Consider the following 25,333-nt stretch of genomic DNA (forward strand, 5'->3'; position numbering starts at 1 on the left):
GCCTATGGCGACAGATCTCTCCGCTCGACTGAGCGCGCATGAGAACAAAGGGCTTTACCGCAAGCGGTTGACGCTCGAAGGCCCTCAAGCGACGGATGTCACGATTGACGGCAAACGCTACCTCGCTTTCTGCAGCAATGACTATCTCGGTCTCGCCAACCACTCGGCGTTGATCGAAGCGGCCTGTCACGGTGCACGAACCTATGGCGTGGGTTCGGGTGCTTCACATTTGATCACGGGGCATTCCTCGGCCCATCACGCGCTCGAACATGCATTGGCGCAATTTGTCGGCTTGCCGCAGGCGTTGCTGTTTTCCACCGGATACATGGCCAACATGGCAGTGATCACGGCTTTGGTCGGCAGGGGCGATGCCGTCTTTGCGGACAAACTCAATCATGCTTCGTTGAATGACGCCATCGTGCTTTCGCGTGCGACTTTCACGCGTTATCCCCATCTCGAGCTCGCACGGCTGGAACGGTGTCTGGCAGACACAAAGGCTAGCCGCAAGCTGGTGGCAACCGATGCCGTGTTCAGCATGGATGGCGATATTGCGCCCGTTGCCGAGCTCTTGGCGCTTTGTGAACGCTATGATGCCTGGCTATTGCTCGATGATGCGCATGGTTTCGGTGTGCTCGGCAAACAGGGGCAAGGGATTCTGCATGCTGTCGACGGATTCGATCTGCAATCGCCGCGTCTTATTTATATGGCTACGCTGGGCAAAGCCGCGGGCGTGTTCGGTGCTTTCGTGGCAGCGCAACCCGAGGTGATCGCGGCGCTCATCCAGTTTGCGCATAGCTATGGCTACACGACGGCGACGCCGCCCTTATTGGCGCACACCTTATTGACCAGTCTGTCATTGATCGAACGAGAAGTCTGGCGGCGGGAAATATTGACGGCGCATCGGCTGCGCCTGAGCCGGGGGCTGCAATCGTGCCGCTGGCCGCTGCTGCCATCGGCAACACCGATTCAGCCGCTGCGAGTCGGGCAGAGTGAGGAAGCAGTTCGTTTAAGCGCAGCGTTGCGTGAGCAAGGCATACTCGTGCCGGCAATCAGGCCACCCACCGTACCTAAGGGGCAAGCGAGGCTGCGTATTTCGTTATCGGCCGCCCATAGCAAGGAAGACGTCGATCGGTTGATCGAAGCGCTACACGCTGTGGCGGGTAACGTTTAGCGTGCGTGTGATATGAACCGTCTGCACGTGGAAAGGATGGGAGCGGGCCCTGATCTGGTGATGATCCATGGCTGGGCCATGCACAGCGGCATTTGGAATGGTGTGCGCGACCTGCTGGCTGCACGTTACCGTCTGCATCTGGTCGATTTGCCTGGGCACGGGCAGAGTCCCGCTTGGGCATCGTATTCTTTTGAAGAAATCACTGACAGCATTGCACAGATCTTGCCCCGGGACAGTATCGTATGCGGTTGGTCGCTAGGTGGGCAGATCGCGATCCAACTCGCTTTGTCCGTGCCGCAACAGGTGAGCAAGCTTGTACTGGTTGCGACCACGCCCTGCTTCGTCAAGCGGGACGATTGGCCATGGGGAATGGAGGCGCTGACGCTCCAGCTTTTCAAGGAGAACCTGGAACGCCATTATGCGCAAACGCTGAATCGATTCTTTACCTTGCAAGTCAACGGCAGCCATGACATGACCCATGTGCTTGCGCAATTGCGCAGCTATTTTTTCCAGCATGCGCAGCCCGATGAGCAAGCCCTCAGAGCGGGGTTGCAGCTATTATTGACCAACGATCTGCGCACAGTATTGACCGCAGTGGCGCAACCGGTAGTGCTGCTGCATGGTGAAAACGATGTCATCACCCACGTCGATGCGGCCAGATGGATGCAGCGGCAGTTGCCTGATGCCCGTTTTATCGGTTTCCCGCATTGCGGCCACGCCCCCTTCTTAACTTATCCGGATCAGTTTATAGCGAATCTATATGATTTATGACCATATTCTAGATAAGCGCCAGCTCCGCCAAGCGTTTGAGCGTGCAGCAACGCGCTATGACCAGTCTGCTGTTCTGCAGCGCGAAGTATGCGAACGCATGCTGTCGCGCCTCGATTACATCAAGTATACGCCGGAGCGGGTGCTGGACATGGGCAGCGGTACCGGCTATGGCAGCCGCAAGTTACACGAACGCTATCCGCGCAGCCAAGTGGTGGCAGTGGATATCGCGCATGCCATGCATCTCCAGGCACGTCCTCCGCTACCTCGCTGGCAGCAATGGCTACCGCTGCCAAAGCGCGCCGTGACGCACTATGTGGGCGGAGACGCCGAGCAATTGCCCTTGCGGGAAGCCTGTATAGACATGATCTGGTCAAACTTGACCATTCAATGGTGCAACGACCTCAAGCAGACTTTCGCGGAGTCGCGCCGTGTGCTGAAAAGCGGGGGGTTGTTGATGTTCAGTACGTTCGGACCGGATACCTTGAAAGAATTGAAGCAGGCATTCAAAGCAGCGGACAAATTTAGTCATGTCAACCGCTTTACGGATATGCACGATATCGGCGATCTGTTGGTGCATAGCGGCTTTGCCACACCCGTGATGGATATGGAATACATCACGCTCACTTACGATGATGTCATGGGGGTGCTGCGCGATCTCAAGGCCATCGGTGCGCACAATGTGACTGCAGGCAGACATCAGGGACTGACCGGCAAGGGCGTATGGCAACAGGTCATAGCGCAATATGAAACATTCCGTCATGCCGGGAAGTTGCCCGCGACGTTCGAGGTGGTTTACGGTCATGCCTGGAAACCCGAGCCACGGCAAGCGGCGCTCAAACCCGAGACGCGGCGCAAACTTGGGTTGGAATGATGCAAGCAGCACTGGCTGCAGATCGATGAGCGGATCGCGATGCCTGCAGGGTACTTCGTAACCGGAACGGACACGGGCGTAGGGAAAACCTTAGTGAGCTGTGCCTTGCTGCATGCGTTCGCCCTGGCTGGCAAAACGGCAATCGGCATGAAACCGGTCGCGGCCGGATGCGAAGCGGGTAAATGGCTAGACGTCGAGCAGTTGATCGCCGCGAGTACCGTCTCGGCAGCGCGCGAGTGGATCAATCCCTATGCGCTGGTGCCACCGATTGCGCCCCATATTGCAGCGAAGCAAGCGGGTGTCACGATCGATCTCGCCGTCATTCAGCAAGCTTTTTACGCGTTGCAGAAAACAGCCGACAGGGTGATCGTCGAAGGTGCCGGGGGATTCCTGGTGCCACTCGGCGACCGGTACGATACCCGCGATCTGGCGTGCGCACTGGGCCTGCCCGTGGTGCTGGTGGTCGGCCTGCGCTTGGGGTGCCTCAATCACGCCTTGCTGACGGCACAGGCTATCCAGTCAAGCGGATTGCCGTTGGCGGGCTGGGTCGCCAACCAGATCGATCCCGCTATGGCGAGCCTTGCAGAAAACATTGATACGCTGCAGCAGCGGCTCGCTGGCCCGCTGCTGGGCGTGCTGCCATTCCGTGAACAACCCGATGCAAAAGCGTTTGCCACGCAGCTCGATACGCGCTTGCTCGGTTAACTAGGATTGATCGTTAGCGTGCCGCACCGAGCACTACTTTGAATTTTTCGGTCGCCTGTACGAGGGCGGCGCGAATACCGGGTTCCCATGCCGAGTGGCCAGCGTCTTCGATAACGGTATATTCAGCCCGGGGCCATGCCCGATGCAAATCATCCGCACTGACGATCGGGCAAACAGCGTCGTACCGGCCCTGCACGATGATGGCCGGGTGGTCGTGCAGCGTGTGAATGTTATCCAGCAAGGCATTCTCCGGCAGGAAGATACCGTGCACGAAATAATGCGCTTCCATGCGCGCCAGTCCTAGCGCTACCGTATCGCCTGTAAAATATTCGACTGTTTCCGGGCTGGGCAGTAACGTCGAGCAGCTCCCCTCGTATCGTCCCCAGGCACGGGCCGCTGGCATATGGACGGCAGGATCGGGATCCATCAGACGGCGATAGTATGCCGATAAAATATCGTTTCGTTCAGAGGCGGAAAGGGGCGCGACGAAGTCATGCCACGCCTCGGGAAAGAAGTGACGCAATCCGTAGAGAAACCAGTCGATCTCGCTGTTACGGCACAGGAAAATTCCTCGCAGAACAAAGCCGAGACAACGGGACGGGTGAGCCTCGCCGTAGGCCAGGGCCAAGGTGCTGCCCCAGGAACCGCCAAATATGAGCCATTGTTCGATACCGAGATGCTGTCTTAATGTTTCGATATCCTGAATCAGGTGTGGCGTGGTATTGTCTTGTATCTCGCCCAATGGGGTGGAACGGCCTGCGCCACGCTGATCGTAAATGACGATACGGTAGTAGGCAGGATCGAAGAAGCGGCGGTGATTAGGCGTTGATCCAGCGCCCGGGCCGCCATGCAGAAACAGCACCGGAATGCCGTTTGCATTACCCGATTGCTCCCAATAAAGGGTATGCCGTGCATCGAGCGGGAGCATGCCGTGATGAGTCGGTTCAATTGCGGGATAAAGTTCAGTGCGGTTCATATCATCCTATTGTTTGGGTGCGATTGATTTGCCAGTTTAATGGATGCGGCGAAACTGGAAAAGCAGAACAATTGAACGCGATCTTTGCAATTTGCCCAAGGAGCGGACTTGTTAGAGTACAGCCTTGATTGATACAGTATACCTAGCCGGAGGAAACGATTATGATGCATACCCATTTAAAAGAGCGCGAAATTTCGATGCTGCGCGCGGAAATTGAAATGCTGATGACCGAGCGTCAAAGCCTGCTGAAAATAGCCGGTGCCGCAGCACAGCTTGTTGCCAAGATCGATAGTAAAACACTGCCGCAGAATGCACGTGAATGTGCCAGTGAGTTATCGGCGAGCTTGAATGAATTGACAGAAGAAACACTCAGCGATGCACTTGAAAAGGTAAGGAAGAAGTCGACCCACAGTGAATGAACCGAATCATATAACGCCATTCTCCAGGCTAGGGCTGGTCTTGACGGGCGGGGGCGCCCGTGCTGCTTATCAGGTAGGGGTTTTACGGGCAATTGCAGAAATGTTGCCACCGCATACGCATTGTCCCTTTCCAATCATTTGCGGCACTTCTGCGGGCGCCATCAATGCGGCTGGGCTCGCCATGTCGGCTATCCATTATGCGACGGGCGTCCAGCAACTGGAAGCGGTATGGAGCAATTTGCATGTCGATCAGGTTCACCGCGCTGATTTCCTGGGCGTGACCCGCAACACCTTCCGCTGTATCGGCTCGCTCTTGTCGAGCGAGTTGGCCAAAACGCCTTTCGCTTTACTGGATAATTATCCGTTAAGACAATTGCTGGGTTGCCGATTGCCCTTCCGCGGTATTCAAAGAAGTATTCGGATGGGCGCGCTCCGCGCACTGGGCGTCACGGTCTGGGGCTATACATCAGGGCAATCGGTCACTTTCTACCAAGGTGATAAAAGTATCCTGCCTTGGAGCCGCGTGATGCGAGTCGGTGTGGCGGCGCGTATCGGTATTCAGCATTTGCTGGCCTCTTCGGCCATACCTTTGATTTTTCCGGCCGTTCGCCTTAACCGCGAGTATTTTGGCGACGGCTCCATGCGGCAGCTTGCGCCACTGAGCCCCGCTCTACATCTCGGGGCGGACCGTATCCTGGTGATCGGCGTCAACAAACGAAGGGACACCCCCGTTGAGCGCGTCAAGGTCACAAGTTACCCTCCCGTCGCACAAATTGCCGGCCATATGATGAGCAGTATTTTTGTCGATAGCTTGGAAGTCGATCTGGAGCGCTTGCAACGCATCAATGAAACGTTGTCGCTTATTCCACCCGAGGCGAGAAAAGAAGGCAGCATTTCACTGCGCCCGATTAAATCCATGGTGATTTCGCCGAGCGAAAGCATCAATGAAATCGCGCGCGAGCATGCGCAATCCCTGCCGCGAACCATGCGCTATCTTTATCGCGCGGTCGGCGGGTTGGCACCCAGCGGGTCGAGATTGCTCAGCTATGTGTTGTTTGAAGCCTCTTATTGCCGCGCGCTTATCGATCTAGGTTATCGTGATACCTTGCAACAACAAAAAGAAATCCTTGATTTCATAACTCCCTCCTAAACAATATGGCATTTTCTGATCCTCAATTCTGGCTGGCGGCATTGCAAATCGTTGCAATCGATCTGGTACTCGGCGGCGATAATGCTGTGATCATCGCGTTGGCTTGCCGGAGATTACCCGAAAAGCAACGTAATTTGGGCATATTCTGGGGTGTGTTTGGCGCGATTGCCATTCGTATCATCCTGGTATTCTTCGCCATCAACCTGCTGGCGCTGCCTTATCTGAAACTGATCGGGGCAATGCTGCTGGTCTGGATCGGGATCAAGTTACTGCTGCCCGAGCCGAGCGAGCCAACGCATGAAGTCGATGCCAGCGTCTCGCTAATGGGTGCAATCAAAACCATTATCATCGCCGATGCCGTCATGAGCCTGGACAATGTAATCGGTATCGCGGGGGCTGCCAGAGGGGATCTGACGCTGGTTATTTTTGGTTTGCTGGTCAGTGTTCCGATCATCGTCTGGGGAAGTAAACTGGTAATGAAGCTGATGAATCGTTTTCCTATCGTTATTTTTATCGGTGCGGGGCTGCTTGGCTGGATTGCGGGCACTATGGCCATTACCGATAGCGTTACCATAGATTGGGTCAATGCGCATGCCGCTTTCTTGCATTGGGTCATGCCGGTTGGCATGGCGTTGACGGTGATCCTTGCCGGAAAGTGGTTGACAGCCAGGGCGCAGAAACGGGAAATCGCCCTGGTCGACCTCACGGACGATACGCCTAAAAAGTAATCGCTTGCGATGAACAACATAATTAATAGGAGTACACATCATGCTAAAAATGCTGCTGCCGATAGATGGTTCGACTGCCTGCAACAATGCGGTCAGCCAATTCATTGAATTGCTCGGCTGGTATAAAGAAGTACCGGAAATCCATTTGCTGAATGTGCAGTTTCCCTTTCATGGTGATGTTTCCCTATTCGTTGATCAGGAAAGCATCAAGCAGTATCACCTGGACGAAGGGTTGAAGGATTTGAACAAGGCGCGTGAGCTGCTGGATCAGGCGGGGATCGCCTATCAATACCATGTGGTGGTCGGGGATGCGGCAAAAATGATCGTGCAATTCGCCACGGAGCACGCATGCGATCAGATCGTCATCGGGCCACGCGGGCTCGGTACCGTCCAAGGGTTGCTGCTTGGCTCGGTTGCCAGCAAATTGATCCATCTTTCGCCGATACCCATTTTATTGATCAAATAACGGGAAATAGGCGGTATTCCCTTTCTATTGTTGAGTATGCCCTGGTGGCAAGTACGGTTAAATAGAGGGTAAGCAAGTCACCACGCCCGTCATCCGGGCAAGCTGTTGCCACGGTTGTTCGAAGCGGCTGGTGTAAGCCAGCAGGTGACAAGCTGATGCCTGACAAGCGGGCATCGTGACCCTCCTGCAAGGGGGCGTCGAGTAGCTTTGAAGCCAAGCTTTTTGAATACATACCCTATCGCCATGAACGTACAAATCGAACTCGAACCGCAAACAAATCAACTTCCTGCAATGGCCGATCAATCGCATTTCCCGCAGCGATTGGAAGCGATCATCAACAAAATCCAGGCGGTCAGCAGCCTGGATGAAATCTTCGTGGAGGTGAGCAGAGCGCTGCGCGCGCTGTTCAATGCGGATCGCCTGACCGTGTATACGCTCAGCGAGGACGGCTCGTATCTGCTGTCGCGTGTCAATTTGGGGAACGGCTGCTTACAAAACCTGCGACTGACGCTTGACGAAAACGACATCATCGCTTTTGTCAGCCTGAGTAAACAAACCCTTAATTTGAAAGATGTTTACGACCGGCAAGAATTGATCGCCGTCAATCCGCAATTGAATTTTCCGAAGGATGCCGACAAGCGAACCGGCTATCGAACCAAGGAAATGCTGTTGGCCCCCATACTCAATGCGCGTGACAACACGCTGCTGGGTCTGGTGCAAGCAGTCAACCATAACGGACAAGGTCCTTTTCCACCGCTGTACGTGGAAGGTATGAGCGCAATTTGTCAGGCATTGGCCATCGCTATCCGCCAGCGCCAGCAGCAGCAACTCCTGACAAAATCGAAATACGATTACCTGGTCACGAGCGCAGCGATCACCGCCACCGACCTCGAGCTGGCAGCGCGGCTGGCGCGCGAAAAGGGCTGCGACCTGGAAGATGTGCTGATCGACGAATTCAAAATCAAACCGGCGCAAATCGGCCAAGCTTTATCGAATTTCTTCAATGTGCGCTATGAGCCGTACCGTGCCGACCGGAATAAGCCGTTCGACGTGCTGAGAAACCTCAAACGGGATTTCGTCGAAAGCAATCAATGGCTGCCGATCGATGAAAGCAAAGAAGGGCTGGTGGTGTTGACGCTCGATCCGGAGAGACTCAAAGCGTTACGCATCGTCAATCAGATTTTTCCGCGGCATCACATTGTTTACACGGTCAGCACCGAACGGGAATTCAAAGCCACGCTGGATTTGTTTTACGGTGCAAATAACGGCGAGATCAGCAGCGTCAATATCAACGAAATGTTGTCCGATCTCGAAGACAATGTGGAAGAAGCCGTAACGGTTGACGAGACTTCGGAGGCCTCCGAAAACGAGCTCGTCAAACTGGTCAACAAGATCATCATGGATGCGCACAAAATGGGGGCTTCCGATATCCATATCGAACCTTATCCCGGCAAGGAAAAAACCAAAATCCGTTTCCGCAAAGACGGCACATTGCTGCCGTATATCGAAATTCCGGCGGGTTACCGCAATGCGTTGGTGACCCGCATCAAGATCATGTGCGATCTGGATATTGCCGAGAAGCGCAAGCCGCAGGATGGCAAAATCAAATTCCGGAAATACGCCCCGCTCGATATCGAATTGCGGGTCGCGACCCTCCCTTCCGCCGGCGGATTGGAAGACGTCGTCATGCGTATCCTGGCGGCAGGGGAGCCGATCCCGCTGGAAAAAATGAATTTTACCGCCCGTAACTTGCAAGAACTCAAATCGATCATCAGCAAACCCTATGGGCTGTTTTTCGTATGCGGCCCGACCGGTTCGGGTAAAACGACGACGCTGCATTCGGTGCTGAAACACCTCAATACGCCCGAAACCAAGATCTGGACGGCCGAGGACCCGGTGGAGATCACGCAGAAAGGATTGCGGCAGGTGCAAGTCAATGTCAAGGCAGGGCTAACCTTCGCTGCGGTGATGCGATCCTTTTTGCGCGCCGATCCGGACATCATCATGGTCGGCGAAATGCGCGACAAGGAAACCACCAGCATCGGCATCGAAGCCTCCTTGACCGGTCATTTGGTGCTGGCGACCTTGCATACCAACAGCGCACCGGAATCGGTCATCCGCTTACTCGATATGGGCATGGACCCCTTCAATTTCTCCGATGCGTTACTCGGTATCCTCGCGCAGCGGCTGGCCAAGCGGCTGTGCAAATGCAAAAAGCCGCACTCTGCCAGCCGGGAAGAACTGAAGGCGCTGTTGATCGAATATTGCGATGAACTGAAGTATCTCGAGCATTTCAAGGCGAATCCCGAAGCGGCCTACCAGGAAATCGAAAGCCGCTGGCTGCAGGAGTATGGGGGCGAAAACAAGCAAATCACCTTGTACCAGCGTGTCGGCTGCGATGATTGCAACGGTACCGGGTATGCGGGACGGGTCGCGCTGCACGAACTGCTGACCGCCACTGACGCACTGAAAAAAAATATCCAGGAACATGCGCGCGTCGCGGAAATGCTGGTAACCGGGCTGAACGACGGCATGCGCACTTTGAAACAAGATGGAATCGAGAAAGTGCTGCAAGGCATGACCGATATCCATCAGGTGCGGGCCGTGTGTATCAAGTAAGGGGCGGTCACCCTCGGGCATTGCGCTGGCGTTTGATCGAGATAAGTTTTTCCAAGGCGCTCTCCAAAACGGAACGATTATCCGCAGTGCGATGCAGGTGGAGCGAGCGAGGCATCTGGCAACATCAATACTGTGGGCGCATTTGATTCGGGATGAAACCGACGACCGCGCGCATAGGGATGATGTCCTTATCAATCCAGTCAAGCACGGGTTGGTCAAGCGGGTTGTGGGCTGGCCGTATTCCACCTCGCATCGGTGGCTAAAGCTGGGTGTTTACCCTGCGGATTGGGACTGGCGGTGCAGAAAAAGAGTTGGATTATAAAGATTGATAGCTGTGCGTCTCTGTCTTTATCGAGCGTATTGCACTAGATATTCGATAAGCACATATCTGGCGCAATGCCTGTTGGTTATTTGCGTTTTGCGCGTAGGTTGAACTCAAAGCGATACCAAGCGATAACAATGCGGTGTTTGTTTTCCGCGTCGTAAAACAAAAAACCACCCGAGGAAGTGACCTTGGGTGGTTATGTGTAGGGCAATAAGCAAAGCGCATTGCACTCGAAGTTTGGTAAGGAGCCCTCTGGTGCAATGCCCGATGGTTATTACCTTACGCGGGTTACGATGCAGCAGGCGCCGCGCGGCAATTTGCAGGTACGTGGTTGTTGCTGCCAGCGGTTCGCTGGCAGCCCCAAGTAATAGTACTACCCGCTGCACCAGGCGCATTAGGGGTGAGTACTAACGTTACACCACCAGCAGCAGCAGTAGTAGCTACAGTAATTGCACCTGTAGCAGGTGTGCAAGACATAGAAGCCACATTACCAATAGTAGCTGTGATTGCTGTCACTCCGAGGCAAGCATCTGCAGGTAAGGTGCCGCCATTAGAAGAAATATTCTCACTGACTGTAGTTTTTGCTGCAGATGCAACACTAACCGCCTCAGAAACACGAGCTCTTATTGTATAGTCCTGATAAGCCGGAATCGCCACCGCCGCCAAAATACCGATAATAGCGACAACGATCATCAACTCTATCAGGGTAAAGCCTTTTTGCATTTGTTGCATGGTGTATCTCCTTTGGTTTGAAAAATAACACGTGTCGTGTCATGAATTTAAAACGGGCCCATGTGTGCAATCATTGTTGCTAAAAAGCATGGTGCTGAGACTATAACGGCTGCCCCTGACAAAAAGTTTAGCTATAAATTGAACGATGATTTGGGCGCTATTCAGTGATTTGGTCGGCGTGAGGCAGGGCTTATCCGCCGAACACTTCTTCCCACAGTTGCAGCACGGCCATGCGTGCGTGGCTGAGGTGTTCGGCTTCGATGCGGGCGTAACCGGCCGATTTTTCTTGGGAGGTATTGCCGCCGGCCAGCTCGGGGTCGGTGTTGAGCCGCAGGCGGTGCTGCAGGCGGCGGAATTCACGGTAGGCGGTGAGCACTTGCTGGGCGGTCTCGGCCGGAATGAGGCCGAGTTCGCCGGATAGTTTCAGCAGCGCGATATTGCCGATGTTGCCGGTCAGTTGGGGATAGCGGTGCGCGTAGCCGAGCACCAGGTACTGCACGATGAATTCCACGTCGATGATGCCGCCGCGGTCATGCTTGATATCGAACAGCGGGGTGGGGTTGGGGTGCGCGTTCAGCATTTTCTCGCGCATCTTCAGGATTTCTTGCCGAAGCGGGGCGAGGTCGCGCTGTTTGCATAAAATTTCTTTGCGGACTTGTTCGAACAGGGCGCCGACTTGCTGATCGCCCGAAATGTAGCGGGCGCGTGTCAGCGCCTGGTGTTCCCAGACCCAGGCTTGTTCGTGCTGGTATTGGCTGAACGCTTCGATGGAGCAGGCCAGCAGGCCGCTGGTGCCATTGGGGCGCAAGCGTAGATCGGTTTCATACAAGACCCCGGTCGAGGTGTGGCTGGTGAGCCAGCTATTGATGCTTTGGCTCAGCTTGGTGTAAATCTCCAGCGCATCGGGGTGGTTGTCCTTGAACAGAAAGATGATGTCGAGATCCGAAGCGTAACCGAGTTCTTTGCCGCCGAGCTTGCCGTAGCCGATGATGGCGAAGGCCGGGCGGTCGCGATGCTTTTTTTTGAGCCCCTGCCAGGCGAGGTTGAGCACGTTGTCGAGTATCAGGTCGGCCAGTTCGGTGAGGTGATCGCTCAACGTTTCCAGCAGCAGCTTGCCCTCCAAATCGATCGCTAGCAACTGAAACACCTGGGCATGCTGGAAGTGGCGCAAAACGTCCATTTGCCATTCCGTAATGTTGCTCTTGGGGCTGTTGGCGTGGGTGAGTTGGTACATGAGCTCCCGCCTGAGTGCGGGCCAATCCGGCAGTTGGTAGAGGCCGCGCGGCGTGAGCAGTTGATCGAGCAGGATGGGGTGGCGGCCGAGGTAGTCGGTGGCCCATTGGCTGGCGCTGACCAGCTTGGTGATCCGCGGCAGGGTCTGCGGGTGCTCCAGCAATAAAGCCAGGTAGGCGGTATGCTGGCTGATATGCTCGAGCAGTTGCAGCATGCGCTCCAGCGTCGATTCGACCGGCGGAAATTGGGCGATCGCCTCGACCAGGATGGGCATCAGCGATTTGATCTTGCGCTGGCGGGCGGGTGGCAGTTGCTGAAAAAAATAGCTGCCATAAAATTGCTGGATTCTGGCCGAAATTTTGCCAGGTTCGGTAAAGCCCAAGGTGGTGAGCTGGCTGGTGGCGGCGGCCACTTGCGTGCTGTCATCCGCGTGCTCCTGCCAGAGGCTGGTGAGAATGTCATGCGCGGGTGATTTGCGCGGCGCGGCGAAAATGAGTTCGAAGTGCCGCGTGACGTGGCTGCGGTGGATATCGAGCTGCTGCAGAAAATCGGCAAAACTAGGATAACCCATGGCTGCCGCGATCAACGCTTGATCGAGCGGATCGTCGGGTAGATTCTGGGTTTGCTGATCGTCTAAATATTGCAGCCGGTGTTCCAGTTTGCGCAGAAAACGATAGGCGTCGATCAATTCGGTAATGGTTTGCGCGGGGATAGGCTGTTTCTGCTGCAGCCGTTGCAGCGTGGCGAGCGTGGGGCGGATGCACAAATCGGCATCGCGTCCGCCCCGTATCAATTGGAAGACCTGCGTGATGAATTCGATTTCGCGTATGCCGCCAGGGCCGAGCTTGATATTGTCATGCATTTCCCGGCGGTCCACTTCTTTGCGCAGTTGCGCGTGCAGGCTGCGCATGGCTTCGTAGGCTTCAAAATCCAGGTATTTGCGAAACACGAAGGGGCGGGTGATTTCTTCCATCAGGACGGCCGTGGCGGCGGCAGGGCCTGCGATGACCCGGCTTTTGAGCCAGGCGTGCCGTTCCCATTCCCGTCCCTGCGTGGCGAAATACTCTTCCAGCATGGCGAAGCTGATGGCCAATGGGCTGTTCTCACCGTGCGGCCGCAGTCGCATGTCGACCCGGAATACATAGCCATCTACCGTATAATCGTTGAGGCTCGCAATCAGCTTGCGGCCGAGGCGGGTAAAGAAATCGTGATTGGCAATCGCTTTTCGCCCATTGGTTTCTCCATCTTCCGGGTAGATGAAAACCAGATCGACGTCGGAGGATACATTGAGTTCGCCGCCGCCTAATTTGCCCATGGCCACGACTAACAATTGCTGTGGGGTGGCGCTTTTTTCACCGATCGGTGAACCAAACTGGTCGGGCTGAGTCAGCCAGTTATGGTACTGTTCGAGTGAACAACGGATGGTCACTTCGGCCAAGTGGGTCATGGTGGTCATGACTTCGGTCAGATCCGCCATGCCGGCCAGGTCACGGATCGCCAAGCGCAGCATAACCCGTTTGCGCAGGATGCGTAACGTGCTGCGCAGCAGGGATTCGTCCAAAGAGGCGTTTGCGCAGGCGGCATCGAGGTGGGTGAGCATTTCCTCGCGCGAAAACGGACGATGCAGATGAACCAACAGGTCATTGCGTAACGCCGGTTCGCTGTCCAGCTGGCGTTGTGCGTAGCGGCTAAAGCGCAGTGCCTGTTCGAGCTTGGCTTCTGCCGATGAGTCGACTGTGTCGATGGATGGTTTCAAGGTTAAAATAGACTCCCATAAATTTTTTGTCGATCCTGTTGATCGTTGCTTCTATATGCAAATGAGATGGTTTCTTCGCAACGGATTTCCGAATCACTAGCATGACAGGTTATGATACCTGCTAATACGCTGTTGTTGCCGAATGCCGACCTCGATCCATTGCCCATTCCAATCCCAATCCGGCTTGGTCGTTTCGACTCGCCGTATTGTGGATGCGGCTTGCAGCTTGTCTGTGCCTCATGTGTGAGGGGGTTAGGTAATTGCGGCCATAGCTCAAGGAATCGTTATGAAGTTTCGCCAGCGCTGGGTTGAGCGGCGTTAATGACGGTGTTCTGCTTCCTCTAAGTCATTTATTCCGGAATAAGACAAAGTTTTTGCCATAAGATCACTGATGATGCTTTCTTTTTTCAAGCGATCTGTTTTCGCTTTACGCTGGCTCGGGTGGGCCCTATTCGCGGTCGTCATGTCCTTCTGCTTGCTGCTGCTGTTGCTGCGTTATTGGCTATTGCCCGATATCGAGCGGTATCGCCCGCACATCGCGGCAGCGATTTCTCAGGTGGCGGGTCAGCAGATCAGTATCGAGCGGATCGATGCCAATTGGGATGGCTTGCGTCCGTATTTGCAGCTGCATGGGGTGCGCGTGCATGATCGATACGGCTCGCTGGTGCTGATATTGACTGAATTGGATGGTACGTTTGCCTGGCGGTCATTGCTGTATGGTGAATTGCGGTTTCGCGCAATCCGGATCGAGCGGCCGGTGCTGATCGTACGGCGCGACCTCGATGGCGTGCTGCATATTGCGGGGGGAATGTTCGATCAGGATGAAGCGGATACCGGTTTTTTTGATTGGCTGCTGCGTCAACGCCAATTGATCATCAATAACGCCGATGTCTTTTGGCTGGATGAGCTGCGTGCCGCGCCGGTGTTGTATCTGAATGCGGTCAGTTTGCTGATGCGTAATCAAGACGGGCTGCACCGTTTCGGTTTGCGCGCTACGCCGCCGGCTGAGGTGGCTGCGCCGATCGATATTCGCGGTGAATTTACGGGGGTTTCAGTGAGCGCCAAGGATAGATGGCGCGGCCGCTTGTTCGCTCAACTGGATCATGTCGATCTCGCGGTATTGCAAACTTGGCTGCCCTTTCCCAATAGCCTGCAATTTGATCATGGCAGCGGAGCATTCCGTGCCTGGATCGGGGTGGATAGCGAGTCTGTCACCGGCTGGACGGCCGATATGAATTTTAACGAAACGCGCCTGCACTGGGCTGGCAGCTCGCCCAAGCTCGATCTTGGGCATGTGCGCGGGCGAGTCGGCTGGAAGAAGTACGATGACGGTGAGCAATCCGGTGACGAATGGTTTGTTCAGCAACTGAGTGTTGCCATCCAAGACCGGCGATTCATCAAACCCATGAATATCACATGGCAGCGAAAAGCGGGCGGCGAGACGGATTCATTAGAAAATGCGCTGCGGATCGATGACCTGGACGTGAGTGCGCTGACATCGCTCGCGCATCATTTGCCGATCGCATCGGCCATGCAGCAGCAAATCGCGCGCTGGTCTCCTCAAGGCATCATCGACCATGCGCAGCTCGCTTGGCAAGGCGATTGGCAAGCCCCGCGCGTTTTTGACGGAAAGGTGAGTTTTCGTAAACTGGCCGTCAATCAGCTCGGCAAAATCGCTGCGGTCAGCGGAATCAGTGGCAGTATCGAAATGACCGAACAGAATGGTGCGCTCAGCCTCGATTCAGATAAGGTCAGCGTGACCTGGTCCGGTGCAGCGGGGGAGTCGATCGAATTCGACCATGTCGCCGCGCTCATCGATTGGCAGCAATTCTCGGATCTGGCGTTGACGGTGTTTGAGTTGCATCGTGTCTCGTTTGCAAATAACTACATCGCGGGGACGATGCATGGGCGCTATCAGGATCGTTCCGGTCAATCCGGCGCGATCGACCTGGGGGGGGAGCTGACTTATGCGGAAGCGGGTTATCTCAGCAGGTATTTGACCCGTCTGGTTAACCAGGAGAAACCACCCAGTTGGCTCGCCAATTCAGCGATAACGGGATGGTTGGATGATTTCCAGTTTTATGTGCGGGGCGATGTGAACCAATTGTTTGCGGGTCAGCGTCAAAGCCAAGTCGTGAAGTTTTCGACGAAAATCACCGATGCCGCCGTGAAACTGCCGGATGGCTGGCCGGCTATGACGGGAGTGCGGGCCGCTGTTTCACTCGAGGATCGCCGTTTGAAAATGACCGTGCATCAAGCAAAAGCGGGGGAGATCGCTTTAAAAAATGCGCGATTGCAGATCGAAAATATCTCCGCGCCTGATCCGGTTTTGCGGGTTTCAGGCGTGGCGGAGGGTGCGACGCAACATATCATCGATTTGGTCGAGAAGGTGCCGCTGAGTGGGCGTGCGGCGACCGGTTTTCCCAGTCTGGGCAAGGTAAGCGGCAATGGAAAATTACAATGGGAGGCGACATGGCCGTTGGGTCCACCACAAGCCGGGCGAGCCCTCGATCTACAGGGGCGCTATGAATTGATCGATAATGAAATCGATCTGGAGGATGGCTTTGCGTCGCTGAGCAAGCTCAATGGGACGCTTGCGTTCACCCAATCGACCGTATCGATCGCAGGGCTGAAGGGACAAGCGCTAGGTGGCCCCATGACAGTCGACGTGACGACATTGCCCGGCGGCGAGCTGCGCATCGCTGCGGCGGGTCAAGTCGACTTTGATCGTTTGCATGCTTTGAACCCCGGCAAACCCACCACGCCTTTGCAATTATGGTTGCAATTTCTGCGGGGGGCTACCGATTGGTCGGCTGTGTTCGATATGAGCGAAAAAGGTGTGGGCGTTAAGCTTGAATCGACCTTGGCAGGCGCTGTTTCTTCACTGCCTGGGCCGTTTTCCAAATCGGCCGCGGAAAGAGTCCCGTTCAGTTTTGTAAGAAATTTAACCGATTTAAATCAGGAGGTTTTGCAATTTCGTGTCGGTGAAATCATGACGGCCGAGATTCGGCGTACCCGTGATGAAGACGGTCACTTCATTCCCGTGCGGGGTGTGATGAGTTTTCAAACGGTACCGGAGGAGCTGCCCGTGGCCGTCATGACCAAGGTGCATGGTGCGATTTCCTCGCTGGAGTGGGATCGATGGCAGGCACTGTTCCGTCGGCATGACGAGATGGTTGCGCTATCGGGGCGGCAGGGGCGAGGGGTCAAGGCTTTGTTGACCGACCGGATTGTGTTCGATCTCGATATCGGCAGGCTCGATTTTCTGGAAAGCCGTTTCAACGCCTTCAGCTTCCGTGCGGATAAGCAGGGTTTTCTGTGGGATGCAACGGTCGTGAGCGATGAGGTGGTTGGCAAGATAGCCTGGGATGGCGGCGTAAAGCGTAAGGCGGTGGCGCGCCTAAAAAAGTTGGCCATGCCGGAAGCAGTGCCCGATCCTCATATGACCGAGGAGAAAAGGAATCAGCCGAAAAACTGGCCTACCATCGATCTCCAAGCCGAAGCGTTGTTCGCCAAAGAAAAGCCACTGGGCGAACTGATATTGTTGGCGCAGCAGCAGCGTGATGGCTGGCATATCGATAGCTTGCGCGTGACCCATGCGGACAGTTCTTTTTCGATGCAGGGTGTATGGCAGAATCAGCGTGCGCCGTTTCAGATGCAAGCCGAGATCCGATTGCAAGCCAATAATATCGGGAAATTTCTGACACGTGTAGGCTATCCAGGGCGTATTGCGCGCGGAGAGGGTAAACTGGAAGGTTCACTGACGTGGCAAGGCGAACCTTTTTCCCTTCATTTTCCTTCGTTATCTGGCAAACTGAGGGTGGCGGCGCAGCGCGGACAATTTACCAAATTCAGGCCTGGAATGAGTAAATTGCTCGGGATTTTCGATCTAAAATCCATTCCCCGCAGACTGACATTGGATTTTTACGATGTATTCAGTCAAGGTTTTGGTTTCGAAGATATATTGGGCGATGTTAAAATTGAAAATGGGGTGGCGGAAACGCATGAGTTGCAGATTGCCGGAAGCGCAGCTTACCTTGCTGTGAGCGGTGAGATAAATTTAGTGGAAGAAACACAGTCACTTCTGGTTAAAATGTTCCCTTCGCTCGGATTGGCTACGCCGGTTGTGGGCATCGCATCGATGATCGCAAATCAGTCGCTGAAAGATCCATTTGATCGTGTTTTATTTAATGAATATGCTATAACAGGAACATGGGATGAGCCCGTTGTCGTTAAATCGCAAAGTGCGCCAGAATCAAAAGAATGACGACCGGCTTGGAGGCATCTTGAACATTATGGGAACAGCAAGCCGATATCGCTTGCTCGAGGGGGAGGAGTTATCTTGAATTGCTTGAATATCTTTGTGAGCAAGATCGATTTCTTGCTTGAAGCGAACCGCTTTAATTAATGGTGCTGGAGGACGAGATGTCGAGCCATTCGGATACGTTGATGGAATCATTGTCAGAAAACGGCAATGACAATAATAGGGGGGTGCGGGTCGCGGCTGTTCAAATGGCTTCCGGACCCAGCGTTGCGGCCAATTTGGAAGAAGCGTTACGCCTAATCGAGTTGGCGGTATCGCAAGATGCAAAGCTTGTTGTCCTGCCGGAGTATTTCTGTATTATGGGGTTGCAGGATACCGATAAGCTGGAAGTTCGAGAGCAACCCGGCAATGGAATGATCCAATCTTTCCTCAGCGAGACGGCCAAGCGGTTTGGCATTTGGCTGGTTGGCGGTTCTGTGCCATTAGTGTCACACGTGCCTGATAAGATTTATAATAGCTGCCTGGTTTATGATGATCATGGCAGGCTGGTCGCCCGTTACGATAAAATTCATTTGTTCGGGCTCGCGCTGGGGAATGAACGCTTTGCGGAGGAGAGAACAATCAAGGCTGGCGACAAAGTCGTCGCGCTCGATTCACCATTTGGCCGGATTGGGCTGTCGATTTGTTATGATCTTCGCTTCCCCGAGCTTTATCGCATCATGGGAAAAGTCGATATCATCCTTGCGCCCTCGGCTTTTACGGCCATCACGGGCAAAGCCCATTGGGAAACGTTGATTCGTGCGCGTGCCATTGAGAATCAGGCGTATGTGATCGCACCTGCGCAGGGGGGGTTTCATGTTAGTGGGCGCGAGACCAATGGAGACAGTATGATCGTCGATCCCTGGGGGGGGGTCATAGATCGCTTGGCGCGTGGGCCAGGGGTTGTGGTCGCTTCGCTGGATCAAGCCTATCAATCCAGCGTCCGTGCAAGCCTGCCTGCGTTAGAGCATCGTTGCTTGTATCCATGCTAGCCTTAACCTAAATTTAATTTGAAGATGAACGAATCCTTTACTATCGCCGATCATTGCCTGCTGATGCCTTACGAGCTTGATACCAACCGGTTACATCAAGTATTTGGGCAGATGCTTGCCCATCAGATCGATTATGCAGATCTTTATTTCCAATATGGTCGTTCCGAGGGGTGGGTGCTCGAAGAAGGTATCGTCAAATCGGGCAGCTTCAATATTGATCAAGGCGTGGGTGTGCGGGCGATCAGTGGTGAGAAAACGGCATTTGCCTATTCCGATGAAATCAGTCTGAATGCTTTGGAATCGGCTGCAAAGGCAACACGCGCCATTGCGCATCAAGGCAGTGCCCAGTCTGTGCAGATCGTTAACAAGGTGGCGCGTTATCCAAGCCAATCGCTCTATCTTCCTCAGGATCCGATTTCGGCTTTCAAAGACAGCGATAAAGTCGCTTTACTGGAAAAATTGGAAGGATTTGCACGCGCAGTCGATAAGCGCGTTATCCAGGTCATGGCATCGCTGGCAGGGGAGTACGAGGTGGTCATGGTTGCGCGCAGCGATGGCTTGCTTGCGGCCGATGTGCGGCCTTTGGTGCGAATGTCGTTGCAGGTGATCGCTGAGGAGAATGGTCGGCGTGAGCAAGGTGTCGCAGGCGGGGGTGGGCGATTCGATTATGCCTATTTTACTGATGAAATTTTAGCCGATTATGCTCAAAAGGCAGTGCACCAGGCAATCGTGAATCTCGATGCAAAACCGGCCCCAGCTGGGACAATGACGGTGGTGCTGGGAAGTGGCTGGCCAGGTGTGCTGCTGCACGAAGCGATTGGTCATGGATTGGAAGGCGATTTCAACCGGAAGGGAAGTTCTGCTTTTTCTGGCCGCATTGGTGAACGTGTGGCTGCGGATGGCGTGACGGTGGTCGATGATGGTACGATTGCTCGCCGCCGTGGATCGCTCAATATCGACGATGAAGGTAACCCGACACAATGCACGGTATTGATCGAAAATGGCGTACTCCGAGGTTATTTGCAAGACAACCTGAATGCGAGACTTATGAATCAACCGCTTACCGGCAATGGCAGGCGGGAGTCGTTTGCGCATATTCCAATGCCGCGGATGACCAATACCTATATGCTTAACGGTAATAAGCATCCGGAAGAAATCATCGCATCGGTAAAGCATGGTTTGTATGCTGTCAACTTTGGAGGGGGGCAGGTCGATATCACCAGCGGTAAATTTGTCTTTTCCGCGGCCGAAGCCTACATGATCGAGAATGGAAAAGTGACTTATCCAGTCAAAGGTGCAACCTTGATTGGCAATGGACCGGATGTGCTGACGCGTGTTTCGATGATAGGCAATGATATGGCGCTCGACCCCGGAGTAGGTATGTGTGGAAAGGAAGGGCAGAGTGTGCCGGTGGGAGTGGGGCAACCGACTTTGCGCGTGGATGGGTTGACGGTGGGTGGGACAGGCGGCTGACGATTTGTTCTGAACCATTCACGCAGAACAGATGGTATTGATTCCCTTGGTTGGTTGCGCTACGGTTTGATCATTGTGTGTTGTTTTTTTGATGATTGGGTGCGATGTAAATTAATTGAAGGTGTGCCCAGGAATAGGTATAAAATCGAAAGAGTGGATGCGAGCTTAAAATAACGCGGTAAATTGGCCCACTATTTTGAACAGACGAGCGTAGATGCCTGCTGAGAGTAGCTGTATCCAGTTCAGCAGGCTGAGTTTTTTTTATTTTTCAGATAATTGATTTTTGATACCAGGATACACAAAGTATGAGTGTGGAACTAACAGGCGCCGAGATTACGGTGCGTTGCCTGCAGGAAGAAGGCGTAGATTATATTTTTGGCTATCCTGGCGGGGCAGTGTTATTTATTTATGATGAGCTTTTCAAGCAAGATAAAGTAAAGCATATTTTGGTTCGCCATGAACAAGCGGCGCTCCATGCTGCCGATGGCTATGCGCGATCTAGTCATAAAGTAGGTGTCGCTTTGGTGACGTCTGGCCCAGGCGTGACCAATGCCGTGACCGGCATCGCGACAGCTTATATGGATTCAATTCCATTGGTGATTATCAGCGGACAAGTCCCAACAGCTGCAATTGGTCAAGATGCTTTTCAGGAAGTCGATACGGTAGGGATTACACGTCCGTGTGTGAAGCATAATTTTTTGGTGAAAGATATCACTGAGCTTGCCTCAACGATCAAAAAAGCTTTTTATATCGCGTCTACAGGACGGCCTGGCCCCGTTCTGGTTGATATCCCAAAAGATATTACTCAGCAGAAGACGGTGTTTTCTTATCCCAACAGCGTCAGCATGCGGTCTTACCATCCCGAAGTCGATGACAATTCCCGGCAAGTGAAGAAAGCTGCGCAACTGATACTGGGTGCAAAACGGCCCATGGTTTACACGGGCGGGGGCGTGATATTGGATAATGCGTCGGAAGAGTTGACCAAGCTCGTGCGCTATTTGAATTTTCCCTGTACCAACACCTTGATGGGGCTGGGAGGTTTTCCTGCCACGGACAAGCGTTTTGTCGGTATGTTAGGCATGCACGGCACCTACGAAGCCAATATGGCGATGCAGTATTGTGATGTGCTGATCGCCGTGGGGGCGCGTTTCGACGATCGGGTCATCGGCAATCCTAAGCATTTTTACAGTGAAGAGCGGAAGATCATCCATATCGATATTGATCCCTCGTCGATTTCCAAGCGCGTCAAGGTGGATGTGCCTATCGTGGGAAGGGTATCTCAAGTTTTGAATGAGTTGATTACGCTCATCAAGGCGAGCAAGGAAGAGACCGATGCGCACGCAATCAAGGAGTGGTGGAAGCAAATCGATTTGTGGCGCGAGCGTGATTGCTTGCGGTATGACCGTGCGAGCGCGGTCATCAAACCACAAATGGTCGTGGAGAAGCTTTATACGGTTACGAAGGGTGATGCGTTCGTTACATCGGATGTGGGACAACATCAAATGTGGGCGGCGCAGTTCTACTCATTTGACAAACCGCGGCGCTGGATCAATTCGGGGGGGCTCGGCACCATGGGATTTGGGCTTCCTTCGGCGATGGGCGTGCAAATGGCGAATCCCAACGGCGTTGTCGCGTGTATTACCGGAGAAGCCAGCATTCAAATGTGTATACAGGAGCTATCGACCTGCAAACAGTATCAGTTACCTATCAAGATCATCAATTTGAATAATCGCTATATGGGTATGGTACGCCAGTGGCAGGAATTCTTTCATGGCAACCGCTATTCGGAATCTTACATGGACGCCCTTCCTGATTTTGTCAAGCTGGCTGAGAGTTATGGCCATGTAGGTATGAAAATTGAGAAGCCGGAAGATGTCGAAGGTGCATTGAAAGAAGCCTTTAAACTCAAAAAGCGATTGGTTTTTATGGATTTTATCACTGACCAAACGGAAAATGTGTTCCCGATGGTACCGGGTGGTAAAGGTCTGTCTGAAATGATTCTGGTGTAAGCATGCGACATATAATTTCTTTATTGATGGAAAACGAGGCGGGTGCCTTGTCTCGTGTGGCAGGGTTGTTTTCTGCGCGAGGCTATAACATTGAATCGCTGAGTGTTGCGCCGACAGAGGATCCTACTTTATCGCGTATGACGTTGGTCACAGTCGGTTCGGATGAGGTGATCGAGCAAATTACCAAGCAACTGAATAAATTGATAGAAGTCGTCAAAATTGTCGATTTGAGCGAGGGGGACCACATCGAGCGAGAGCTCATGCTGGTGAAAATAAGAGCCATTGGCGGCGACCGAGAGGAAGTGAAACGATTGGCCGATATTTTCCGCGGCAATATTATTGATGTCACCGATAAGTCATACACCATCGAACTGACGGGCACAAGCTCGAAGCTCGATGCTTTTCTCGATGCGATTGAGCGGAATATGATTCTGGAGACGATACGGACCGGCGCATCGGGTTTGGGACGTGGAGAGCGCATTCTGAAAGTATGAAAGGATAATGACTAAAAGGTGCCTTTAAAAATTCAGGGTTTTAAACAAGACGAGGCGAGAACAAAACATGTTGACGCAGCCCTATGAGGGATGGGTAAGAAAACATTTTTTGTAAGCAGCGATGAAATTGTGACGAAACAGGGATTTTTAGCGATGCCCTAAACAGGTTTATTGCCTCCGGTGCGGCGGGCAGTAAGCTTTTTTACTTTTTTTAATTTTAATGATTTATAGCGCCACCTATATATTAATCAAGAAGGAGCAGAATGAAAGTTTATTACGATAAAGATGCTGACTTATCTCTCATCAAGAATAAGAAAGTCACGATCGTCGGTTATGGTTCACAAGGGCATGCGCATGCCAACAATTTGCGTGATTCGGGTGTCGAAGTCACAGTAGGCTTGCGTAAAGGCGGCGCATCTTGGGTTAAAGCAGAAACAGCTGGTTTTACAGTAAAAGAAATTGCGCCTTCGATTCAGAATGCGGATGTGGTGATGCTATTGCTGCCTGACGAGCAAATAGCAGCGATCTATCAATCAGAAATCGAAGCCGGCCTAAAAAATAATGCGACACTGGCGTTTGCGCATGGTTTTAACATTCACTATGGTCAAGTGATTCCGCGTGAAGATCTCGATGTGATTATGATTGCGCCTAAGGGGCCGGGGCATCTGGTGCGATCGACCTATACGCAGGGCGGGGGGGTTCCTTCATTGATAGCGGTCCATCAGGATAAATCGGGCCGAGCACGTGATCTGGCGTTGTCCTATGCGGCGGCTAACGGCGGTACACGCGGTGGTGTGATCGAAACAACCTTCAAAGAAGAAACGGAAACTGATTTATTTGGTGAGCAGGTGGTGCTGTGTGGCGGTCTTACGGCATTGATTCAGGCAGGTTTCGAGACGTTGGTGGAAGCGGGCTATGCACCCGAAATGGCCTATTTTGAATGCCTGCATGAAGTCAAACTGATCGTCGATCTGATTTACGAGGGTGGAATTGCCAATATGCGCTATTCGATATCCAATAACGCCGAATATGGCGATATCTCCCGCGGGCCGCGGATTATTACGGATGAAACCAGAGCCGAGATGCGCAAGATTCTGCGTGAAATTCAGACGGGTGAGTACGCGCGGGAATTCATCCTCGAGAATCGTGCCGGTGCACCCATGCTCAAATCAAGCCGCCGTCTCGCTTCTGAGCACCCTATCGAGACGGTAGGTGCAAAATTGCGGGATATGATGCCGTGGATCAAGAAAAACAAACTGGTTGATCAAGTTAAAAATTAGCAAGTTAAAAATTAGCGGCGGAAAACGCGCGGGGGAATTATCTCAGCATTTCTTCCCAAGATTGATTTAGAATATTAATTTTATCAACCCGATATCGTTATTCCGATATCGGGTCCGTCTTCTCAAGAATTTACTCATGTCATCTTATCCTCATCCTATCATAGCGCGTGAAGGCTGGCTTCATATCGCGATCGCATTTTCAGTGGCATTACTGGTTCAGTTAACATTCGGTTGGTTGTGGGCATTACCCTTCTGGTTGGTGGCGCTGTTTGTGTTACAGTTTTTTCGTGATCCGCCGCGTGCCATTCCACTCCAAGCCAATGCCGTGCTCGCACCGGCAGATGGGCGCATTGTTGCCGTGGAAAAAACGCATGACCCTTTTCTTAACCGGGATGCGGTCAAAGTGAGCGTATTCATGAATGTATTCAATGTTCATTCCAATCGTAGTCCTGTTGACGGTGTGCTGCGTGACCGCTGGTATTTCCCAGGTAAATTTCTCAACGCTAGCTTATCCAAGGCCTCACTCGAGAATGAGCGCAACGCTCTTTGGATAAAAACAGAGAAGGGAGTGGATGTGACTTGCGTGCAGGTGGCGGGGTTGATTGCGAAGCGTATTTTGTGTGATAGCAAACCCGGTGATCATCTATCACGCGGGCAACGTTTTGGATTCATTCGTTTTGGTTCGCGCGTTGATGTTTATCTTCCACCGGAAACCAAAATCAATGTCAATATTGGCGATAAAGTCTACGCAACCTTGACGATACTCGGAGAGTTACGTGGTTAATTCGATTTTCAATGTTGTTACTACCTAGCAAATTGATAATAGACTTCATGGCTATTTTTCGAGTTAACTTTACCCC

General features: G+C 53.2%; 20 protein-coding genes and 1 pseudogene. 17 read left to right on the forward strand and 4 right to left on the reverse strand.

Annotation, left to right across the window (positions count from 1 at the left end; genetic code table 11):
- Positions 1-4: 4 nt before the first annotated feature.
- The 4 genes from bioF to bioD are packed head-to-tail and all read left to right on the forward strand — an operon-like array spanning position 5 to position 3,518.
- Positions 5-1,171: an 8-amino-7-oxononanoate synthase gene (bioF, locus tag C8R30_RS01645; RefSeq protein ID WP_107789379.1), complete on the forward strand. Its 1,167-nt coding sequence runs from the start codon at positions 5-7 to the stop codon at positions 1,169-1,171.
- Between the two features lie 12 nt (positions 1,172-1,183).
- On the forward strand, positions 1,184-1,942 hold the full coding sequence (gene bioH / locus C8R30_RS01650; protein ID WP_107789380.1) for a pimeloyl-ACP methyl ester esterase BioH: 759 nt from the start codon (positions 1,184-1,186) through the stop codon (positions 1,940-1,942).
- Positions 1,932-2,813 carry a malonyl-ACP O-methyltransferase BioC gene (gene bioC / locus C8R30_RS01655; protein WP_090665685.1) on the forward strand — a complete coding sequence of 294 codons (882 nt, stop codon included), beginning with the start codon at positions 1,932-1,934 and terminating at the stop codon, positions 2,811-2,813. The genes bioH and bioC overlap by 11 nt, the downstream gene beginning before the upstream one ends.
- 39 nt (positions 2,814-2,852) lie before the next feature.
- Positions 2,853-3,518, forward strand: coding sequence for a dethiobiotin synthase (gene bioD, locus C8R30_RS01660; RefSeq protein WP_107789381.1), 666 nt, complete (start codon positions 2,853-2,855; stop codon positions 3,516-3,518).
- 13 nt (positions 3,519-3,531) lie between these two features.
- On the opposite strand, the gene pip is transcribed toward bioD, so the two are convergent.
- Positions 3,532-4,494: a prolyl aminopeptidase gene (gene pip / locus C8R30_RS01665; RefSeq protein ID WP_107789382.1), complete on the reverse strand. Its 963-nt coding sequence runs from the start codon at positions 4,492-4,494 to the stop codon at positions 3,532-3,534.
- A gap of 161 nt (positions 4,495-4,655) precedes the next feature.
- Between pip and C8R30_RS01670 the strand changes: the two genes are divergently transcribed.
- Genes C8R30_RS01670 through C8R30_RS01685 form a run of 4 tightly spaced genes read left to right on the forward strand, consistent with a single transcriptional unit; the run spans position 4,656 to position 7,257 of the window.
- Positions 4,656-4,913, forward strand: coding sequence for a hypothetical protein (locus C8R30_RS01670; protein WP_420812378.1), 258 nt, complete (start codon positions 4,656-4,658; stop codon positions 4,911-4,913).
- Positions 4,906-6,063, forward strand: a complete 1,158-nt coding sequence (locus C8R30_RS01675; RefSeq protein WP_107789383.1) for a patatin-like phospholipase family protein — start codon at positions 4,906-4,908, stop codon at positions 6,061-6,063. The genes C8R30_RS01670 and C8R30_RS01675 overlap by 8 nt, the downstream gene beginning before the upstream one ends.
- Positions 6,064-6,068: 5 nt before the next feature.
- Positions 6,069-6,791, forward strand: coding sequence for a TerC family protein (locus C8R30_RS01680; protein WP_090665677.1), 723 nt, complete (start codon positions 6,069-6,071; stop codon positions 6,789-6,791).
- Positions 6,792-6,831: 40 nt separating this feature from the next.
- Entirely contained in the window at positions 6,832-7,257 is a 426-nt protein-coding gene (locus C8R30_RS01685) for a universal stress protein (protein WP_090665675.1), read from the forward strand.
- On the opposite strand, the gene C8R30_RS15700 is transcribed toward C8R30_RS01685, so the two are convergent.
- Positions 7,250-7,489, reverse strand: coding sequence for a hypothetical protein (locus tag C8R30_RS15700; protein ID WP_146162667.1), 240 nt, complete (start codon positions 7,487-7,489; stop codon positions 7,250-7,252). The two genes, C8R30_RS01685 and C8R30_RS15700, sit on opposite strands and share 8 nt — an antisense overlap.
- Before the next feature lie 11 nt (positions 7,490-7,500).
- Here C8R30_RS15700 and C8R30_RS01690 point away from each other — a divergent pair, with 11 nt between their 5' ends.
- Positions 7,501-9,876 (forward strand): GspE/PulE family protein, encoded by a 2,376-nt coding sequence (locus C8R30_RS01690; RefSeq protein ID WP_107789384.1) that lies wholly within the window; start codon positions 7,501-7,503, stop codon positions 9,874-9,876.
- Positions 9,877-9,973: 97 nt separating this feature from the next.
- A complete protein-coding gene (locus C8R30_RS01695; protein ID WP_146162668.1) occupies positions 9,974-10,198 on the forward strand; it encodes a hypothetical protein in 225 nt (74 codons plus the stop codon).
- A 291-nt stretch (positions 10,199-10,489) separates the two neighbouring features.
- Here the strand turns inward: C8R30_RS01695 and C8R30_RS01700 are convergent, their stop codons facing one another.
- Together C8R30_RS01700 and glnE are read right to left on the reverse strand one after the other, a co-directional pair.
- Entirely contained in the window at positions 10,490-10,933 is a 444-nt protein-coding gene (locus tag C8R30_RS01700; RefSeq protein ID WP_107789386.1) for a pilin, read from the reverse strand.
- 190 nt (positions 10,934-11,123) lie between these two features.
- Positions 11,124-13,937 (reverse strand): annotated as a pseudogene (gene glnE, locus C8R30_RS01705) (bifunctional [glutamate--ammonia ligase]-adenylyl-L-tyrosine phosphorylase/[glutamate--ammonia-ligase] adenylyltransferase); the annotation flags it as partial.
- 376 nt (positions 13,938-14,313) lie between these two features.
- Here glnE and C8R30_RS01710 point away from each other — a divergent pair.
- The 7 genes from C8R30_RS01710 (at position 14,314) to C8R30_RS01740 (ending at position 25,257) form a co-directional block, all read left to right on the forward strand.
- Positions 14,314-18,189: a YhdP family protein gene (locus tag C8R30_RS01710; protein ID WP_107789388.1), complete on the forward strand. Its 3,876-nt coding sequence runs from the start codon at positions 14,314-14,316 to the stop codon at positions 18,187-18,189.
- Positions 18,190-18,371: 182 nt separating this feature from the next.
- Positions 18,372-19,217, forward strand: coding sequence for a carbon-nitrogen hydrolase family protein (locus C8R30_RS01715; protein ID WP_090665813.1), 846 nt, complete (start codon positions 18,372-18,374; stop codon positions 19,215-19,217).
- Between the two features lie 24 nt (positions 19,218-19,241).
- Positions 19,242-20,690, forward strand: coding sequence for a metalloprotease TldD (tldD, locus tag C8R30_RS01720; protein WP_090665665.1), 1,449 nt, complete (start codon positions 19,242-19,244; stop codon positions 20,688-20,690).
- A 305-nt stretch (positions 20,691-20,995) separates the two neighbouring features.
- Positions 20,996-22,699 carry an acetolactate synthase 3 catalytic subunit gene (locus C8R30_RS01725; RefSeq protein ID WP_090665663.1) on the forward strand — a complete coding sequence of 568 codons (1,704 nt, stop codon included), beginning with the start codon at positions 20,996-20,998 and terminating at the stop codon, positions 22,697-22,699.
- A gap of 2 nt (positions 22,700-22,701) precedes the next feature.
- Entirely contained in the window at positions 22,702-23,193 is a 492-nt protein-coding gene (gene ilvN, locus C8R30_RS01730; protein WP_090665661.1) for an acetolactate synthase small subunit, read from the forward strand.
- Positions 23,194-23,456: 263 nt separating this feature from the next.
- The gene (gene ilvC, locus C8R30_RS01735) at positions 23,457-24,473 is read left to right on the forward strand and encodes a ketol-acid reductoisomerase (RefSeq protein ID WP_090665659.1); all 1,017 of its coding nucleotides are present in this window, start codon (positions 23,457-23,459) and stop codon (positions 24,471-24,473) included.
- Between the two features lie 136 nt (positions 24,474-24,609).
- Positions 24,610-25,257, forward strand: a complete 648-nt coding sequence (locus C8R30_RS01740) for a phosphatidylserine decarboxylase (protein ID WP_090665657.1) — start codon at positions 24,610-24,612, stop codon at positions 25,255-25,257.
- Positions 25,258-25,333 lie beyond the last annotated feature (76 nt).

Source organism: Nitrosomonas nitrosa, from assembly GCF_003051105.1.
Lineage (GTDB): Bacteria > Pseudomonadota > Gammaproteobacteria > Burkholderiales > Nitrosomonadaceae > Nitrosomonas > Nitrosomonas nitrosa.